The organism is Idiomarina xiamenensis 10-D-4 (assembly GCF_000299895.1).
Classification (GTDB): Bacteria; Pseudomonadota; Gammaproteobacteria; order Enterobacterales; family Alteromonadaceae; genus Idiomarina; species Idiomarina xiamenensis.
In genome coordinates this window covers 1-17,673 of record NZ_AMRG01000016.1, presented here as the reverse complement: position 1 = coordinate 17,673, position 17,673 = coordinate 1, and the positions used below count along the sequence as shown (strand labels likewise).

At 49.5% G+C, this 17,673-nt stretch carries 19 protein-coding genes and 1 tRNA gene; 16 read left to right on the top strand and 4 right to left on the bottom strand.

The window, feature by feature from the left end; all coding sequences use genetic code 11:
- Window positions 1-6: 6 nt before the first annotated feature.
- Entirely contained in the window at window positions 7-1,002 is a 996-nt protein-coding gene (locus A10D4_RS11235; RefSeq protein ID WP_008489626.1) for a response regulator, read from the top strand.
- 18 nt (window positions 1,003-1,020) lie between these two features.
- Here the strand turns inward: A10D4_RS11235 and A10D4_RS11230 are convergent, their stop codons facing one another.
- Entirely contained in the window at window positions 1,021-1,365 is a 345-nt protein-coding gene (locus tag A10D4_RS11230; RefSeq protein ID WP_008489625.1) for a DUF6170 family protein, read from the bottom strand.
- A gap of 215 nt (window positions 1,366-1,580) precedes the next feature.
- Between A10D4_RS11230 and A10D4_RS11225 the strand changes: the two genes are divergently transcribed.
- Window positions 1,581-3,065, top strand: coding sequence for a peptide MFS transporter (locus tag A10D4_RS11225; RefSeq protein ID WP_008489623.1), 1,485 nt, complete (start codon window positions 1,581-1,583; stop codon window positions 3,063-3,065).
- Window positions 3,066-3,189: 124 nt separating this feature from the next.
- Entirely contained in the window at window positions 3,190-4,074 is an 885-nt protein-coding gene (galU, locus tag A10D4_RS11220) for a UTP--glucose-1-phosphate uridylyltransferase GalU (RefSeq protein WP_008489621.1), read from the top strand.
- 39 nt (window positions 4,075-4,113) lie between these two features.
- On the opposite strand, the gene A10D4_RS11215 is transcribed toward galU, so the two are convergent.
- The 3 genes from A10D4_RS11215 to cmoA are packed head-to-tail and all read right to left on the bottom strand — an operon-like array spanning window position 4,114 to window position 6,794.
- A complete protein-coding gene (locus A10D4_RS11215) occupies window positions 4,114-5,031 on the bottom strand; it encodes a LysR family transcriptional regulator (protein WP_008489620.1) in 918 nt (305 codons plus the stop codon).
- A 29-nt stretch (window positions 5,032-5,060) separates the two neighbouring features.
- Window positions 5,061-6,035 (bottom strand): tRNA 5-methoxyuridine(34)/uridine 5-oxyacetic acid(34) synthase CmoB, encoded by a 975-nt coding sequence (cmoB, locus tag A10D4_RS11210; RefSeq protein WP_008489619.1) that lies wholly within the window; start codon window positions 6,033-6,035, stop codon window positions 5,061-5,063.
- A gap of 12 nt (window positions 6,036-6,047) precedes the next feature.
- Window positions 6,048-6,794: a carboxy-S-adenosyl-L-methionine synthase CmoA gene (gene cmoA / locus A10D4_RS11205; RefSeq protein ID WP_008489618.1), complete on the bottom strand. Its 747-nt coding sequence runs from the start codon at window positions 6,792-6,794 to the stop codon at window positions 6,048-6,050.
- 173 nt (window positions 6,795-6,967) lie between these two features.
- Here cmoA and aspS point away from each other — a divergent pair, with 173 nt between their 5' ends.
- From aspS to A10D4_RS11140, 13 genes are all read left to right on the top strand, one after another.
- Window positions 6,968-8,752 (top strand): aspartate--tRNA ligase, encoded by a 1,785-nt coding sequence (gene aspS / locus A10D4_RS11200; protein WP_008489617.1) that lies wholly within the window; start codon window positions 6,968-6,970, stop codon window positions 8,750-8,752.
- A 23-nt stretch (window positions 8,753-8,775) separates the two neighbouring features.
- A complete protein-coding gene (locus tag A10D4_RS11195; protein ID WP_008489615.1) occupies window positions 8,776-9,531 on the top strand; it encodes a YebC/PmpR family DNA-binding transcriptional regulator in 756 nt (251 codons plus the stop codon).
- Window positions 9,528-10,061, top strand: coding sequence for a crossover junction endodeoxyribonuclease RuvC (ruvC, locus tag A10D4_RS11190; protein WP_008489614.1), 534 nt, complete (start codon window positions 9,528-9,530; stop codon window positions 10,059-10,061). Before A10D4_RS11195 ends, ruvC begins: the two co-directional genes overlap by 4 nt.
- Window positions 10,062-10,077: 16 nt before the next feature.
- Complete coding sequence (ruvA, locus tag A10D4_RS11185; RefSeq protein ID WP_008489613.1) at window positions 10,078-10,698, top strand: Holliday junction branch migration protein RuvA; 621 nt, start codon at window positions 10,078-10,080, stop codon at window positions 10,696-10,698.
- A 9-nt stretch (window positions 10,699-10,707) separates the two neighbouring features.
- Window positions 10,708-11,727, top strand: coding sequence for a Holliday junction branch migration DNA helicase RuvB (gene ruvB / locus A10D4_RS11180; RefSeq protein WP_008489612.1), 1,020 nt, complete (start codon window positions 10,708-10,710; stop codon window positions 11,725-11,727).
- Between the two features lie 400 nt (window positions 11,728-12,127).
- Window positions 12,128-12,541 carry a tol-pal system-associated acyl-CoA thioesterase gene (gene ybgC, locus A10D4_RS11175; RefSeq protein WP_008489611.1) on the top strand — a complete coding sequence of 138 codons (414 nt, stop codon included), beginning with the start codon at window positions 12,128-12,130 and terminating at the stop codon, window positions 12,539-12,541.
- Window positions 12,531-13,235 (top strand): protein TolQ, encoded by a 705-nt coding sequence (gene tolQ / locus A10D4_RS11170; RefSeq protein ID WP_008489610.1) that lies wholly within the window; start codon window positions 12,531-12,533, stop codon window positions 13,233-13,235. Before ybgC ends, tolQ begins: the two co-directional genes overlap by 11 nt.
- Window positions 13,236-13,237: 2 nt before the next feature.
- Window positions 13,238-13,669: a protein TolR gene (gene tolR, locus A10D4_RS11165; RefSeq protein ID WP_008489609.1), complete on the top strand. Its 432-nt coding sequence runs from the start codon at window positions 13,238-13,240 to the stop codon at window positions 13,667-13,669.
- Between the two features lie 3 nt (window positions 13,670-13,672).
- Complete coding sequence (gene tolA, locus A10D4_RS11160; RefSeq protein WP_008489607.1) at window positions 13,673-14,617, top strand: cell envelope integrity protein TolA; 945 nt, start codon at window positions 13,673-13,675, stop codon at window positions 14,615-14,617.
- Between the two features lie 43 nt (window positions 14,618-14,660).
- Window positions 14,661-16,013 carry a Tol-Pal system beta propeller repeat protein TolB gene (tolB, locus tag A10D4_RS11155; protein WP_008489606.1) on the top strand — a complete coding sequence of 451 codons (1,353 nt, stop codon included), beginning with the start codon at window positions 14,661-14,663 and terminating at the stop codon, window positions 16,011-16,013.
- Window positions 16,014-16,059: 46 nt separating this feature from the next.
- Window positions 16,060-16,593 carry a peptidoglycan-associated lipoprotein Pal gene (gene pal, locus A10D4_RS11150; protein WP_008489605.1) on the top strand — a complete coding sequence of 178 codons (534 nt, stop codon included), beginning with the start codon at window positions 16,060-16,062 and terminating at the stop codon, window positions 16,591-16,593.
- A 9-nt stretch (window positions 16,594-16,602) separates the two neighbouring features.
- Window positions 16,603-17,379, top strand: a complete 777-nt coding sequence (gene ybgF / locus A10D4_RS11145; RefSeq protein WP_008489604.1) for a tol-pal system protein YbgF — start codon at window positions 16,603-16,605, stop codon at window positions 17,377-17,379.
- A gap of 146 nt (window positions 17,380-17,525) precedes the next feature.
- Window positions 17,526-17,601: transfer RNA gene (locus tag A10D4_RS11140), tRNA-Lys, on the top strand.
- Window positions 17,602-17,673 lie beyond the last annotated feature (72 nt).

Sequence of the window (17,673 nt, the reverse complement as noted above, 5' to 3'; positions counted from 1 at the left end):
GTGCCTATGAGTGATATTCATGTCGTGGTTATCGAAGACGATGCGGTTTTCGCCGACCTCGCTTGCCGTTACCTGTCACAAAATGGTTTTCAAGTCAGCCACGCCGCTAGCGGTGAGGCCGGATTGCAACTCTGTCAGCGGCAGCAGCCCGATGTCGTGCTGTGCGATTTAATGCTGCCTGGTATTAGCGGTTTACAAGTACTTGAGCAATTACTTAAGCGCCTACCAGAAATACCCGTGATTGTGATGTCGGCATCCGAGCAGATGGCTCATATCCGTGAAGCGGTCAGGCTTGGTGCATGGGACTATCTGGTCAAACCGTTAGACAGTTTGGACAATCTGCGTCATGCCATCAATAACTGCGTTGATCGTCATTCGTTGGAACAAGCCTGTGAGCGTGTCTTTTGGGAGTTTGATGACCATATTGACGTGCTTTATCAGGATGATGCCATCGCCGCGCAATTGAACGGTGACTTAATGCCAGTGGGCACGCTGGATATTGGACATTATCATTTCAGTCATCAATTTAATGATGTCGACAGTCATCAGCTTTGGATAGACTATCGGCGCCTACCGCAGGATAGCGGGTTATTTGTTATGGCGCTTTCGAATGCCATGGCAGGTAAGCATTTACTATCACTTTTAGTGCTTAAAACGCTGATTAATCCATTGGTTAGGCAACTACTCAGTGGGCGAGATGATACCCTGCTTAAACCACAAGAGCTGCTTAAACATTTGAACATCGAATTGTGTCATTCGCGAATTCGTGCGGCTTTTGATGTCGTGATTGGTGTGGTTGATAGTCGCCGACAGCAGATTTGTTGGGCGCGCGCCGGTGACCATTTGCTCATCAACCAAGCCAGCGAGCACCCGCAGCATCCTGATTTAGCCTTAGGTATCTGGCGGCAGGCGCATTACCATCAGCATTGCACCGAGCTATCGACTGCACAAGACTGGCGGGTTAATTACCAAAATGCCGAGTTAACCATCAGTCACCATTAAGCCTTCGTGTTAATGGTGTTACTGAGGTTCATCTTCTTGCTGCTCCGCTTCGCTGTCTTCTTGTTGTGCTCGAAAACGCTTAATTGCGGTATCTAAGTAGGGGCCGATTAAGCTCAGTGTAATGGGCTGAAATAATAGCGGATAGGCGGCGACGGCTGCGACTAGACTCAGCACCCGCCACAACCATCCTTCAACACTGACCAAGCTGTAAAATAATAATCCCAGCACCAAAATCTTTATGGTATTAGCGAAAAAGCGTCGCGGCAAAGGCATCGATTCTTGCGCTATTTGAATGATGGCGAGCCGCTCGGTAACCGAGAAAGGCTGCAATTTAGGCAACTGTCGAGGAAAAAAATATAGCATGCTGAGATTCTCGTAGCATTGGCAGTTTTTAGGGGCTGATCAAGCACTTGAGGCGGCTATCATAGCACGCTGTCAGGCTTAACCAACAGGTCAGTTAACGTAAAAGTTAAGCGAACTACCCGAGTAGGCTTGCATTAATGGGCAGTAAAACGGTATAACCTAGGCGCCTAATTATTATCATAACAACAGATTTGGAAGTCCTTTAGGAATCATTTATGACCAATCCTCCAAGTTCCAAGACGCTGTTCGGACACCCGGCCGGCCTCTATATCCTGTTCACCACCGAAATGTGGGAACGTTTTTCATATTACGGTATGCGCGCCCTATTGGTACTCACCTTAGTGGCTGCCACCGAAGGTACTAACCCTGGCTTTGGCATGGAGCATGCTAGTGCGTTAGAACTGTATGGTACTTACACGGCATTAGTTTATTTTACTCCCATACTGGGTGGCTGGTTGGCCGATAACTTTTTAGGTCAGCGCTTATCCATCCTCATGGGTGGTATATTAATGGCGGCGGGGCAGTTTGTATTATTTGCTGCAACACCGCATAGCATGTCGATATTTTATCTCGGTTTGGGCCTGATTATTTGTGGTAACGGTCTATTCAAACCCAATATTTCAACCATCGTCGGCGATTTATACGAGCAGGGTGACGCGCGCCGTGACTCAGCGTTCTCAATCTTCTACATGGGTATAAACCTTGGTGCCTTCTTTGCGCCGCTGGTCACGTCGACATTGGGTGAAAGTGCTGATTACGGCTGGCGCTGGGGTTATTTTGCCGCCGGTGTGGGTATGACTATCGCGGTCTTAACTCAGCTTGCAACCTTCCAACGCTTTTTAGGTGATGTCGGTAAGGTGCCGGGCGCGAAGTTGTCAAAACAAGCCTCTGGTGGCGTACAACAGCCGCTGACTAAGGTCGAACGTGATCGTTTGCGGGTGATTTTATCGTTGTTTGTGTTCGTTACCGTATTTTGGCTGGCATTTGAGCAAGCTGGCGGTTTGATGAACATCTACGCGCAAGATTATACCGACCGTATTTTGGCGGGTATGGAAGTGCCTGCGGGTTACTTCCAATCCTTGAACCCATTATTCATTTTATTATTCGCGCCGGTGTTCTCATTCATTTGGGTGTACTTAAATAAGGTTGATAAAAGCCCTGACGCGCCCATCAAAATTTTTGTCGGTTTATTATTGACCGCTATTGGTTTTGGCTTTTTGATTGTCGGCGTGTTCGAGATCCAAGCGACTGGCAGCTCTAGCATGATTTGGTTAGTTTTAGCTTACTTATTCCACACCTTAGGTGAGTTGTGTATTTCGCCAGTAGGCTTGTCACTGATGACGAAGTTGGCACCGCTTCGCTTAGCGTCATTGGTCATGGGTATTTGGTTCTTGATGCCAGCCATTGCACAATACTTAGCTGGTATGGTTGGTGCCTTCTCTGACGGCGCAGAAAAATACGAAACGGTACGCAGTATGGCCGCTTCAGTGGGTATAGAGCCTGAGTTTTCTGGTTTGCTGGTGGTGTTCGGTGGTATCACTGTGGGTCTAGCGATTTTTGCTGTGGTGCTTTGGCTGATCTCCGGCAAATTGGTCGATTGGATGCACGGCGCCGAGCGTTCAGCACCTAAAGACGAGAAAGAAGGTCTTAACCAAGAACTTGAAGCCGTTGCCGAGCATGAAGGCGTCGGCAAGTCGTAAAGACTTCATAAAAAACGCTGTTTTAGCCAGGGTTTCGCGCTAAACTAATGCGACTCAATGGTTAGTAGATAAAACGCATGGTATGCAAATATCATGCGTTTTCTTTATCAAAGGATAGAATTTCATGGTCAAAAAAGTTGTCATCCCGGTTGCCGGTTTAGGCACGCGCATGCTGCCAGCATCTAAAGCCATCGCCAAGGAAATGTTGCCGTTGGTCGATCGTCCCTTGATCCAGTTTATTGTCGAAGAATGTGCGGCTGCCGGTTTAACCGACATCATTTTGGTCACGCACTCGAGTAAAAATGCTATCGCCGACCATTTCGATGCGATGTATGAGTTGGAATCGACGCTCGAACAACGTAATAAACAAGCATTACTTGACGAGGTACGGGCGATTTGTCCGGCTGGGGTGACGATTAGCTGCGTTCGCCAAGGGGTCGCGAAAGGTTTAGGTCATGCGGTGTTGTGTGCGCGCAACTTGGTGGGTGATGAGCCCTTTGCGGTAGTGCTACCCGATGTATTAGTTGACGCCGCCAGCTGTGATTTGAGTCGTGACAACTTGGCTGAAATGGTGAAAAACTATGAACAGACGGCAGCGGCGCAGGTAATGGTCGAAAAAGTGCCGGCTGATAAAGTCGATCAGTATGGTATTGCCGATTTGGCTGGTGTTGAATTAGCGCCTGGCGAACAAACGGCGATTAAACAATTGGTAGAAAAGCCAGCGTTGGATAAAGCACCGTCACAGTTAGCCGTGGTTGGCCGGTATGTGTTCCCCGCGGCGCTATGGCCGTTGTTGGAAAAAACACCGGTCGGCGCCGGTAATGAAATTCAATTAACCGATGCGATGGCGATGCTCTTGGCAGACGATAAGGTGAACGCCTATTACATGAAGGGGCGTAGTCACGATTGTGGGAATAAGTTGGGCTACGCTCAAGCGTACATTGAGCATGCTCTGCGCCATCCCAAAATTGGTAGTGATTTAAGTGCTTGGCTGAAAAACTTGGTGTAAATCGCTATAGAGTAAAAAAAGGCCGAGTAACCGCTTGGGTTACTCGGCCGCTTCTTGCATCGGGTCGCCTTTGCAATGCGCCAAGATCAGCTCTGCCAATCGTCGTGCGCAAGGGCCAGCGTTGTCGCCTTTTGGTAAAATCAAATACAGTTGTCCGCGACGATGAGAGCTACCTGCCAATTGCAAGCGCTTTAATTGCCCATCCCGAATGGCTTGCTCGGTAATGTAAGGTGGTAACCAGCAAAAGCCTAGTCCACTTTTTACCAACCGCAAGGCTTCGTCAAAGTGGCTCACGGTCCAGCGTTGTTCGGCTTTTAGCCAACCTTCTTCTTCGCGAGGACTCAATGCGGTATCGCGGATAACAATTTGTAAGTGTTGCGACAGTTCGCTTTGAGCAAAGGCTTCATCGTGCTGTGCGAGAGGATGGTTAGGGTGGCAAACCAGCTCTAATTTAAAATCGGCCAACGGCTCGCCAATGGCGCCCTTGGGTAGATGATAAGTGATCACCACATCGGCGGTTTTCTCGCTAATATGCTCTAAGGTGCCGGTTAATACGGTATCTTCAATCGTCAAGCGGGTACCGCGACTGGCATGCTCAAACTCTTGTAACACGGGTACTAAAGGCGTGCGGTCAAATACCATCTCAATAGCTAGCCGCACCTCCGGCTCCCAGCCCTCGGTGAGGTTGTCGGCCAGTTGCTCTAAATCGGTGATGGTTTGCGTCAGCTGTCGTGAGCGACGCAGCATCACCTGTCCTGCTTGAGTCAGTTCAGCCTTACGGCCACGAACTTCTAATAGCTGAATACCCAGCACCTGCTGCAATTTGGCAACGGCATGATTTAATGAAGACTGGCTTTTATTCAGAAACTCAGCGGCGTGAGCATAGCCGCCATGATCGACAACCGCTTGTAGAATACGCCACTGTTCTACTGTCGTTTTAGGTCGATAGTTACTCATTTTATTATTGTTACCTGGTATGCGTGTTTTTAGGCCCTACGTGCACGAAAAACGGCTCGCCTTGGTGCCGCATACCCCTCTATAGTCAAATTTGGACGATTTGGATCAATAAAATCTGCTAAAGACTCGTTTTCCATCCACGGCGTCCGTCGTTGCTCATCGGTGGTGGTAGTACTCACGTCTAATAATTCAATTTCGCTAAAGCCACAACGTTTTAGCCAATGACTGAGTGCACCGGTGCTGGGTAAGTACCAGACATTGCGCATTTTAGCGTAGCGCTCACCTGGCATAAATACATGATGCTCATCGCCTTCGCTGATAATGGTTTCGAGCACCAGTTGCCCGCCGCGCTTTAATTGATGACGTAATTGGTAAAGAAAGTCTATCGGTGAGCGACGGTGATAAAGCACGCCCATACTGAATACCGTATCGAAGTTATTCTGTGTTGGCAGATGCTCGACGCCTAACGGGAAAAAGTGTGCGCGTTTGGCTATAGCTGCTGGCATATAACTACGTATGGCTTGAAACTGGGTCAGAAACAGCTCTCCGGGATCAATCCCCCAGGCATGGTCGGCACCACTTTCCAGCATCCGCCAGAGGTGATAGCCGCTACCACAACCGACATCCAGCACCTGTTGACCGCTTAAGTCGCCTAAATGAGGCGCAATGCGTTGCCACTTCCAATCAGAACGCCATTCGGTATCAATATGCAGACCAAACAACTCAAATGGGCCTTTGCGCCAAGGCATTAACTGTTTTAACAGTCCTTGCAGTTGTGCCCGTTGACTGTCGCTAGCTTGCTCGATATTACCGACACTCACCGTGTCGCCCAGTTGATAAGTGTCGCTTTTGAGCGCTGGTAGTTGTGCCAAAACCCGTTGCCAACGCTTAAAGTCGCCGTGGGGTTGCTGTTGCCAACTGGCTAACTGCGGTGCTACATGCGCTAGCCACGGGTGTAGCGGGCCATTCAGCAATGCTTGTAAATCATCACGAAACAACGACAAACCTGTACCCCTCTATTTAATCGCCAACATGGCGGCAAAGTTAAGGCATTGATACCACACGCTATGGTGTTTAAAACCGGCCTCGTGAAAACGTTGAAAATGTGTCGCTAAGCTATCGATACGCATCACATTCTCGATCGCCGCACGTTTCTGACTGATTTCTAAGTCGCTGTAACCATTGGCACGCTTAAAGTCATGGTGCAAATCGACCAGTAGCTCGTCAACGACCGTATCGTCATGCTTCAACTTTTCGGCGACTAGCAAGACCGCGCCGCGCCGCATACCGTCATAAATACGCTGGATAACCGCGGCTCGTTGCGCAGGCGGAACAAACTGTAGGGTAAAATTCAGCACCACCACCGAGGCATTGTCGATCGGCGTTGCGGCTAAGTCTTCGCAACGAATCGTAACCGGGGTTCGGCCTTTGTAGCCATCAACATGCATACGACAACGCTTGATCATCGCTTCTGAATTATCGACGGCGATGATTTGGCAGCCATCGACATGCTCACAGCCCTGGCGAATAGCGATGGTGGCAGCGCCTAATGAACAGCCCAAATCATATAGATTGGACTGCGGTTGAGCAAAGCGCCGGACAAATTGTGTCAGGCTGTTAACAATCGTCTGATAACCTGGCACCGAACGACTGATCATGTCGGGAAATACCTCGACCACGCGCTCGTCAAAACAGAAGTCGGCGACTTGCTGCGCTGGCTCTGCGAACAGCGCGTCGCGTTTATGCTGGTTATCGTTGTGCACCCTGATGTCCTCAACCAATCAGAAAAGTCCCTATGGTAACGGAAAAGTACTATTGGAGTCACGATTGACGCTGTTTTAGTCAGTTAAGCAAGCGGTGCTGCTAATGACTTTCTGTGCCAATTCGCTATAATGTTGCGCTTTCTTTTTACATTATCAGCGCTAGGGATGTTTGCATGCGAAGCCATTACTGTGGACAAGTCAACGAAACATTAGCCGATCAACCCGTGACGTTATGCGGCTGGGTTCATCGTCGTCGTGATTTGGGTGGTTTGATTTTTGTCGATATGCGTGACCGGGAAGGGATCATCCAAGTGGTATTTGACCCCGACCAACAGGCTATCTTTGCCGATGCAAACAAGTTGCGCCAAGAGTTTTGTATACAGGTCAGCGGCAAGGTTAGCCTACGCCCTGAATCTCAAGTCAACGCACAGATGGCGACCGGCAAAGTTGAGCTTATCGCCTCGGAACTGACGATTATTAGTCGCGCTGAACCATCGCCTATCGACTTTAATCAGCATGTGAGCGAAGAGGCGCGTTTGCGCTATCGTTATTTGGATCTACGGCGTCCCGACATGAATCACAACATTCGCTTTCGTGCCCGTGTGACCAGCGCCGTGCGTCGCTTTTTGGATGAACAGGGCTTTTTAGATATCGAAACGCCGATGTTAACCCGCGCCACCCCTGAGGGCGCACGCGACTACTTGGTGCCTAGCCGTACCCATAATGGCAAGTTTTTTGCCTTACCGCAGTCGCCGCAGTTATTTAAACAATTGCTCATGATGTCGGGTTTTGACCGCTATTATCAGATCGTTAAGTGCTTTCGTGACGAAGATTTACGCGCTGATCGACAACCCGAATTTACCCAGATCGATATTGAAACCTCGTTCATGAGCGCTGAGCAAGTGCGTGCGGTCACCGAGCAGATGGTACAACAATTGTTCCGTGATTTGCTGCAGGTAGAGTTGGGCGAGTTTCCGACCATGACTTGGCACGAAGCGATGCGTCGTTTCGGGAGCGATAAGCCGGATTTACGCAATCCATTAGAATTGGTGGACGTTGCCGACTTATTGAAAGACGTTGATTTTAAAGTGTTCTCGGCGCCAGCCAACGATGCCAAAGGGCGTGTGGCGGCGTTAAAAGTGCCTGCGGTTGCTGACCAGATCTCGCGCAAGAACATCGATGAATATACGCAGTTTGTTGGCATTTACGGCGCTAAAGGCTTAGCTTGGTTGAAAGTCAACGATATCGACGCCGGTCGCGATGGTTTGCAGTCACCAATTTTGAAATTCTTACCTGATGATGTGGTTAGCGAGTTGCTTAGCCGTCTGCAAGCGAACTCGGGCGATATTATCTTCTTTGGTGCCGATAAAGCTAATATCGTCGCTGAAGCAATGGGTGCGTTGCGCTTAAAGCTAGGCGAAACGTTTGGCTTAGTCGCTGACGGCTGGCAGCCGTTATGGGTGGTCGACTTCCCGATGTTTGAAGAAGTCGAAGACGGCTTAACCGCCATCCATCATCCCTTTACCGCGCCGGTTGGCGTCACCCCAGCACAATTGCAAGCCGATCCAGCCAACACCTTGTCTAACGCCTACGACATGGTGCTCAACGGTGTTGAAGTGGGTGGTGGTTCGGTGCGCATTCACGACAGCGATATGCAGCAAACGGTGTTTAATATTTTGGGGATCGGTGAACAAGAAGCACGAGAAAAATTTGGCTTTTTACTCGATGCACTGAAATACGGTACACCGCCGCATGCCGGTTTGGCGTTTGGCCTGGATCGGTTGGTGATGTTGATGGTCGGCGCGAGCTCTATCCGCGACGTTATTGCTTTCCCGAAAACGACCACCGCGGCGTGTTTACTGACCGACGCACCGGGTTACGCCAATGACGACGCGTTGCAGGATCTGGGCATCAGCGTTAACCTCGATGCTGAGCAAACCAATGACGGCCAAGCGTAGCCGCCAGCAAAGGAGCGAAGTTAATGGCAGGACATTCCAAATGGGCTAACATCAAACATCGCAAAGCCGCGCAAGATGCCAAGCGCGGCAAAATTTTCACTAAGCTGATTCGGGAAATTACCGTGTCAGCGCGTGAGGGCGGTCCTGAGCCGGAAACCAACCCGCGCCTACGAGCCGCTGTGGACAAAGCGCTTTCTAATAATATGAAGCGTGACACCGTTGATACCGCGATCAAGCGCGGTTCAGGTGAACTTGACGGCGACAACGTCGAAGAACTGACCTACGAGGGCTATGGTCCGGGTGGGGTGGCTGTATTATTGCAGTGTATGACCGATAATCGTAACCGTACGGTATCCGAGGTTCGCTTTGCTTTTTCTAAGCACAATGGCAATTTGGGCACCGACGGTTCGGTTGCTTATTTGTTTAGTAAGCGTGGGGTGATCAGTTTTAGTGCCGATGCCGGCGTTGACGAAGATCAGGTGATGGAAGTGGCATTGGAAACCGGTGCTGAAGACGTTGTTAGCTATGACGATGGTAGCTTAGACGTGTTTACCACTGCAGAACTATTTGGTCAGGTTAAAGACGGGCTGGATGCCGCTGGTTTACACGCCAGTCACGCCGAAGTAACACAAGTGCCAGCCACTAAAGCGGAATTAGACATTGATACGGCGACTACGTTTTTAAAGCTGATCGATGTTTTAGAAGACTTAGATGATGTGCAAGATGTGTATCATAATGCCGACATCAGTGATGAGATTTTTGAGCAACTGTCATCATGAACGTCATCCTCGGGATTGACCCGGGATCGCGCGTAACCGGCTACGGTGTTATCCGTCAGCAAGGTGCGCGCTTTGACTACATTGCTAGCGGCTGTATTCGCGTCGCGAGCACTGCCGATACTAGCCTAGCCGAACGCCTAAAACGTATTTTCGACGGCGTCAGTGAGTTGATCACTCAGTTTCAACCGCAGCAATTTGCCATTGAACAAGTATTTATGGCGCGTAATCCTGACTCTGCATTAAAGCTGGGACAGGCGCGCGGTGCGGCTATTGTGGCCGCGGCCAGCGCTGGCCTAGTGGTCTCTGAGTATGCCGCGCGGCAAGTCAAACAAGCGGTAGTGGGACGCGGCGGTGCTGACAAAGCTCAGGTACAACACATGGTGATGGCGGTATTAAAGCTCAGTAAAAAACCACAAGCGGATGCCGCAGATGCATTGGCTATTGCTTTGTGTCATGCTCATACTCAACAAAGTCTGATCAACCAAGCAGGTGCGCAGAGCCGCACACGTGCGTCGAGGCGCCTGCGTTAATAAAGGAAGTAGCGTTGTGATTGCTCATATTCGCGGGCTGTTAAGCAGTAAGCAACCGCCCCATATTGTGGTTGACGTACAGGGTGTCGGTTATGACATTCAAATGCCCATGAGTTGTTTTTATCAATTACCAGACACGGGCGCCGAGGTTACGGTTTTAACGCATTTTGTGGTGCGTGAAGATGCACAATTATTGTATGGCTTTATCACACCGTTAGAACGCCATCTGTTTCAGCAATTGATTAAGGCGCAAGGCGTCGGGCCTAAATTAGCGCTGACAATACTGTCCGGTATGTCGGCACAGCAGTTCACCATGGTCATACAACAAAGTGATGTGGCGAGCTTGGTGAAGTTACCCGGTGTGGGTAAAAAGACCGCCGAGCGCTTAGTGGTGGAAATGCGAGATCGCTTAAAAGATCTGCCGCTGATGGCGACACCGGCGACCGATGCTATGCCTGCCGATAACGAACAACTTGGCACAACCTTGATAGGCAGCGATAGTCGTGGCGACGCGTTAAGTGCTTTGCTAGCATTAGGTTACAAAGCGGCGCAGGCCGAAAAAGCGGTTAAAACGGTAGCTAACGACGGTATGAGTAGCGAAGAGATCATCCGTCAGGCGTTAAAGTCGATGGCATAGGTAGCGATTATGATTGAGGCAGACCGTATCATTCAAGGTGCCGCACAAGGTGACGACGAATGGGTTGATCGCGCCATCCGGCCGAAAAAGCTCGCCGATTATACCGGCCAAAGCCATGTGGTTGAGCAAATGGCAATTTTTATTGAGGCCGCCCGGCAGCGCCAAGAAGCGCTCGATCATTTGTTGATTTTTGGACCACCAGGTTTGGGTAAAACCACACTTGCCAATATTGTTGCCAATGAATTGGATGTCAATATTCGCACCACCTCTGGGCCGGTACTTGAAAAAGCCGGTGACTTGGCAGCGATGTTGACTAACCTTGAAGCGCACGATGTACTTTTTATCGATGAGATACATCGTTTAAGTCCAGTGGTTGAAGAGATTTTGTATCCGGCGATGGAAGATTATCAGCTGGATATTATGATCGGTGAAGGACCGGCGGCGCGTTCCATAAAACTGGATTTACCACCGTTCACGCTAATCGGCGCGACCACCCGTGCTGGCGCTTTAACCTCGCCTTTACGCGATCGTTTTGGCATTGTTCAGCGATTAGAGTTTTATCAAGTCAGTGAACTCACCGATATCGTGGCGCGTTCGGCGCGCTATCTACAAGTCGATATGGATAATGCCGGAGCCAGTGAAATCGCACGGCGTTCTCGTGGTACGCCACGTATTGCTAACCGTTTGCTACGCCGTGTGCGCGACTATGCCGAAGTACGTAGTGATGGCCGAGTTACCGCAGAAGTGGCGGCGGCGGCGTTGGATATGGTTGATGTGGATGGCGCTGGTTTCGACTATATGGATCGCAAGTTGTTGCTGGCAATCATGGAAAAGTTTTTAGGTGGGCCGGTCGGTTTAGATAATTTGGCTGCTGCCATTGGCGAAGAAAAAGACACCATTGAAGATGTGTTAGAACCCTATTTGATTCAGCAGGGGTTCTTACAGCGTACCCCTCGCGGTCGCATTGCAACGCCACATGCCTACCGTCATTTTGGCCTAACGCCAACGCTCAACGATAGCGATCAATAGGTAAAAAAAAGCCCGCGCAAAGCGCGGGCAAACTACAGAACAACAAGAAGGAAGTTAAATCCAGGGAACAATACAGAAGAAGTGACAACCAATCTCTTCAAATCTGATGTTGTGCATTATAAGCCAAGATGACGTCCTATCAACCGAGAAAAATTGTAGAGTCGGATTAGTTTTTTTTATGATTAAAAAAATCGTTTGTTTAAAAAAACATCATAAAATTGCTGAATAATTGTTGAATCTCTTATATATCAGTTGGTTGTGATGCTCTGAGTATTTGTTAAGCATAAAAAAAACTCTGGTGTTTATTTGAACAGCTCTGTTTTTTGCTGGTTTATGCAAAACTATCGCATAAGCAGTGATTTTTACTATTTAGTAAATTGTTGTAAAACTGGAATAAATGATGACAAAACATGGAACTTTTTGTTGGCCAATCAGGGTCTACTACGAGGATACCGATGCTGGTGGCATCGTTTATTATGCCAATTATCTCAAATTTCTTGAGCGAGCCCGGACAGAATGGTTACGTAGTCTAGGGATTGAGCAAGACACCTGGTTAGCACAACAGGTCGCGTTCGTGGTCAGGCATGTTGATTTGGATTTGCAAGCACCAGCACGGTTTAATGATGAGCTAAGTGTGACTGTTGTCGTCACGAAATTAGGTCGAGCTTCGGTGGTTTTTCAGCAACAGGTGCTGGATAAGCATGGTAAGCTATTGTGCCAGGCGCAAGTTAAAGCGGCTTGCGTAGATAATAAAGCGATGCGGGCGGTTGCCATGCCCGCGGAAATTTTAGGGGAATTACGGCGTGGAAGCTGAATTATCGTTTATTGACTTGTTTTTACAAGCCAGCTTACTGGTTAAATTAGTGATGTTGCTGTTATTGGCGATGTCGGTGTTAGGTTGGATGCTGATCTTCCAACGTGGCAAAGTACTGAAGTCGGCCGGCAAAGAAGCACTTAAATTTGAAGACCGCTTTTGGTCGGGCGTCGATTTAGCGCGCTTATATCAGGAAATTTCGGCGCGGGCACACAATGCGACAGGGCTAGAACTCCTGTTCCATGCCGGTTTTAAAGAGTTCGCGCGGTTACGAAATAACGATGCTAGTCCACAGGAAACTCTTGAAGCCAGTTATCGTGCCATGCGTATTGCTCATTCGCGCGAAACCGACAAACTAGAAGCTAATCTCACCACCTTGGCAACCATTGGCTCAATTAGTCCTTATATCGGCTTGTTCGGTACCGTGTGGGGTATCATGAACGCTTTTATCGCCCTTGGTGCGGTGCAACAGGCAACCTTGGCGATGGTCGCCCCCGGCATTGCCGAAGCCTTGATCGCTACCGCGATGGGTTTATTCGCGGCGATTCCGGCGGTTATCGCGTATAACCGATTTAGTCATCGCGTAGAGAAAATCGATAACCAATATATTAACTTTATGGATGAGTTTATCGCGATTTTACAGCGTCAGGCGTTGGCCGGGAAAAAACAACCAAGCACAGGCGAAGGAGTGTAACCATGCTAATGGCACCACCACGTCGCCGTCGTCGTCCGGTCGCGGAAATCAATGTGGTTCCCTACATCGACGTGATGTTGGTGTTATTGATCATTTTTATGGTGACCGCACCGTTGATCACTCAGGGCGTCAAAGTTGAGCTGCCGAAAGCCTCGGCTAAACCGCTATCGGAAGACAGCAAACCGCCAATGGTGGCATCGGTCAATCGCGACGGTGAGTACTTTTTGAATATTGCCGACGATCCAGAAGCACCGATGAGCGCGCAGGAGTTAGCGGTACTGGTTGCTGCCCACCTGCAAGTAGAGCCAGAAACGCCGGTAGTGGTCAATGGTGATGGCGCGGTATCTTATAACCAAGTAGTACAACTGATGGTTTTTCTGCAGCGCGCAGGCGTACCATCGGTCGGCTTAATGACAGATAATCCGGAACAGTAAATCGTGGCTAAATCAGCACAGACCGGCGGGACCGGCTTAGCGTGGCTTAAATCGTTAGTAGTGCACGGCGTCATTGCCGCCGTGTTATTGGTGAGCTTTGAGTTCACGCCGGATGCTCCTACGCTGGAAATTTCGGCGGACAATCCGCAGCCAGACCAACAACCGATTGTTGAGGCGGTCGCGGTGGATGCCTCGGCGGTCGAGCAGCAAGTGCAGAAGATCCAGCAGCAGCAGCGCGACAAAGAACAAGCCGAGCAACGTCGCATCGCTGAATTAGAGCGCCGTGCGCAAGCGGCAAGGCAAGCCCGTGAACGTGAACAGCGTGAGGCTGCTGAACTGGAGCGGCAGCAGCAAGCGGCACGTGAACAAGCTAAGCGAGAAGCGGAACAGGCTAAGCAAGAAGCTGCAAAATTGGAACAGCAGCGTAAAGAAGCAGAGCAAGCAGCGAAAGCCGCTGCCGAAAAGCGTAAACGCGAAGAAGAAGCCGCGCGTAAAGCCGAGGCGGAACGTAAAGCGCGTGAAGAAGCGGAACGTAAGGCTGCAGAAGAGCGCAAGCGTCGTGAGGAGGAACAGCGTCGCCAAGCCGAACGCGAAGCGCAGTTGCAAAAAGAATTAGCGGAAGAAATGGCGGCTCGCAACCAAGCTCGTCAGCAACGTATGCAAAGCGAAAAAGAGAAGTATATGGCGATCATTCAGCGGCAAATTATGTCACGCTTACGTTTGTCGTCTAATGACATTGGTAAGGAATGTGTGGTGCAATTGAACCTTGCCACAAGTGGTTTTGTCATAGACGTTCAAGGTAATGGCGATACCAACTTGTGTCGCTCAACGGTGACCGCGGTCAATCAAATCGGTACGTTCCCGATGCCAGATGACCCAGAAGTCGCGGCGCTGTTCAAAAATATTCAGTTAACGGTGGCTCCAACTAAGCTTAACCAGGCCAATTAAGCTGGTTAACCTAGACGGAGTTTATGCAGGTGGAAAGGGTGTCATGAAAAAGTGGTTTTTATTGCTAATGGCAGGGGTTACCCTGATGACAATGCAAGTCGCGCGTGCCAGCGTGCTGGAAATTGTGATCACAGAGGGTATCGATAGTGCTCGACCCATCGCGGTGGTGCCGTTTAAATGGAAAGGTACAGGTCCAGCGCCCGCGGGGCTGACCGATGTCATCGCTGCGGACTTGATGCGTAGCGGCAAGTTTAACCCGATCCCGACCGCGGCCATGCCACAGCAACCGGCTAGTGACCAGCAGATGGATTATTCGTCGTGGGCATCGATGGGCGTGGAAGCGGTATTGGTCGGTTCCATTGAGGAGTATTCGATTGATCGCTATATGGTGCAGTTTCAGCTCATCGATGTGTTGCGAGGCCAAATTACCGGCGGTAAAGCACAGATGTTGCAAAACGGCGAATTGGTGCAGAGCAACGATCATATTCTAGATGCTCGTAGTAGTGTCATCGATGGTGATCAGTTCCGCCAGTATGCGCACCGGATTTCGGACGTCGTCTACGAAGCCTTGACCGGTCAGCGTGGCGCTTTTATGACACGCATTGCCTACGTGTCGGTGAACTACGACGATGAGCGCCCTCATCACTTGGTCGTTGCCGACTATGATGGCTATAACGAGAAAGTACTGCTAAGCAGCAATGAACCGTTAATGTCACCGTCTTGGTCGCCAGACGGCAACAAGTTAGCGTATGTCTCATTCGAGAATAAACGCCCCGAAATTTTTATTCAGGATATCTATACCACCAAGCGCGAACGTATCACCTCGTTCGCTGGCATTAATGGTAATCCGGTTTTCTCGCCAGATGGCAAAAAACTCGCTATGGTATTATCTAAGGACGGTAATCCTGAAATTTATGTGATGACCTTGGCCACTCGCGAAATGCAACGTGTGACCAATCATCGGGCTATCGATACCGAGCCAAGTTGGACACCTGATGGCAAATCTATTGTGTTTACCTCAGAAAGAGGTGGCAGACCGCAGTTATATCGCGTAGATTTACTATCAGGTGATGTTCGCCGTATGACATTTGACGGTGAACAAAACCTGGGCGGGACAGTTGCACCGGACGGTGAGTCAGTCATAATGGTAAACCGTACCCGTGGTAACTATAACATTGCGAAACAGGAATACCCGTCCGGCACCATGCAAGTGCTGACTCAGACTACTTTGGATGAGTCGCCAAGCTTGGCGCCGAATGGCAGCATGATCATTTACAGCACGACGCACCAAAATCGTCAGGTACTGGCGCTGGTGTCCGTTGATGGTCGCTTTAAGGCGCGCTTACCGGCCAAAGATGGTGAGGTTAAGTCGCCATCATGGTCACCGTTCATGTGATGGGCCTAAAATCGCGGATTTGTAACAGACAAAAGGAATAAAAAGGATGCAACTTAATAAACTGCTTAAAAGTCTGGCTATTGCTCTGCCGATGGTGACACTGGCTGCATGTAGCTCAAACCAGCAAAGCGAATCAGGTTCTGGCTCAGAACAAACTACTAACCAGCAGTCTGGTCAGTCTGGTGTTCAGGTAGGTTCTGCTGAACGTGCAAAATCACCTGAAGAAATTCGTCAGGAAAAATACGAAGAAATGCGCAAAGAGCATACCGTGTATTTCGCTTTTGACGATTCAAACGTACAGTCTGAATACGCTGAACTGCTGGCTGCACATGCCGACTATTTAGTGAAGAACCCATCGGTTCGTATCGTTATCGAAGGTCACACTGACGAGCGCGGTACTCCAGAATACAACATTGCGTTGGGCGAGCGTCGTGCTAAAGCGGTTAGCGAATACCTACAAAACTTGGGTGTTCGTAGTTCACAGTTATCGACCGTTTCTTACGGTGAAGAAAAACCGATGGTGAAAGCGTCTACCGAAGCGGCATACGCTAAAAACCGTCGTGCGGTATTAGTTTACTAAGTTAGTATCATGAAAAAGACCTTAACGGCAGTTCTGGTCATGGTCGCAGGGTCGGCGCTTGCCGATCCTGCGCCTGTCTCCAGTGTTAACGGCTCGTCGCTTGAACAGCGTATTGGCGATTTAGAGCGCATGCTTGAAGCGCGTAATGAAGCGCAGATTTCGCTGCTGCAAAAAGTGAACAGCTTGCAACAGGATGTCGCCGATTTACGTGGCATCACCGAAGAGCACGCCTACCGTTTAGAGCAGTTGCTACAACGTCAGCGTGAACTGTATAAAGAAATCGACCGACGCTTGAGCGCAGCGCCCGCCGCTGGCGTTAACAACAATGTCAGTGTCGATACCCGCCAGTTAGATAACGGCACTAGCAGCAGTCAATCGTCAACCACTAATCAGGTCAACTATTCCGCTAACTTAAGCGAGAATGAGGCTTATGATCACGCGATAAAATTGGTGCTAGAAGACAAGCGTTATGACGCAGCTATTCCAGAGTTTCGTGAATTTATTAAGCGTTTTCCGCAGTCGACTTATATTCCCAATGCACATTATTGGCTAGGCCAATTGTTATTTGCTAAAGGTGAATATGATGCCGCAACCAGCGAGTTTAAGACCGTGGTTGATGAGCACCCTGACAGTAATAAGCGTGGTGACTGTTTGCTCAAATTGGGTGTGATTGCTGAGCAACAGCAAAACAACGATGTGGCTCGTAGCTTCTATCAACAAGTCGTCGAACAGTATGGCGATAGCACCGAAGCAGGTCTGGCGAAAAAGCGTTTATCGAAGCTTTAATCACCAATTCGCTCGTTTAGTAAGCAAACGATTCAATTTAGGATAAATTAGGGTTGCAACGCGGCGTTATTTCAGTAAACTATGCCGCCGTTGCAACAGCATTCCTGCTGTAACAACAAGCGTCTAATTATCGACGTGAAGGGATTGGGTCGTTAGCTCAGTTGGTAGAGCAGTTGACTTTTAATCAATTGGTCGCAGGTTCGAATCCTGCACGACCCACCAGTTCCTTTACTGAAGATGCTTCCTGAAATATGTTGTGGGTTGTTAGCTCAGTTGGTAGAGCAGTTGACTTTT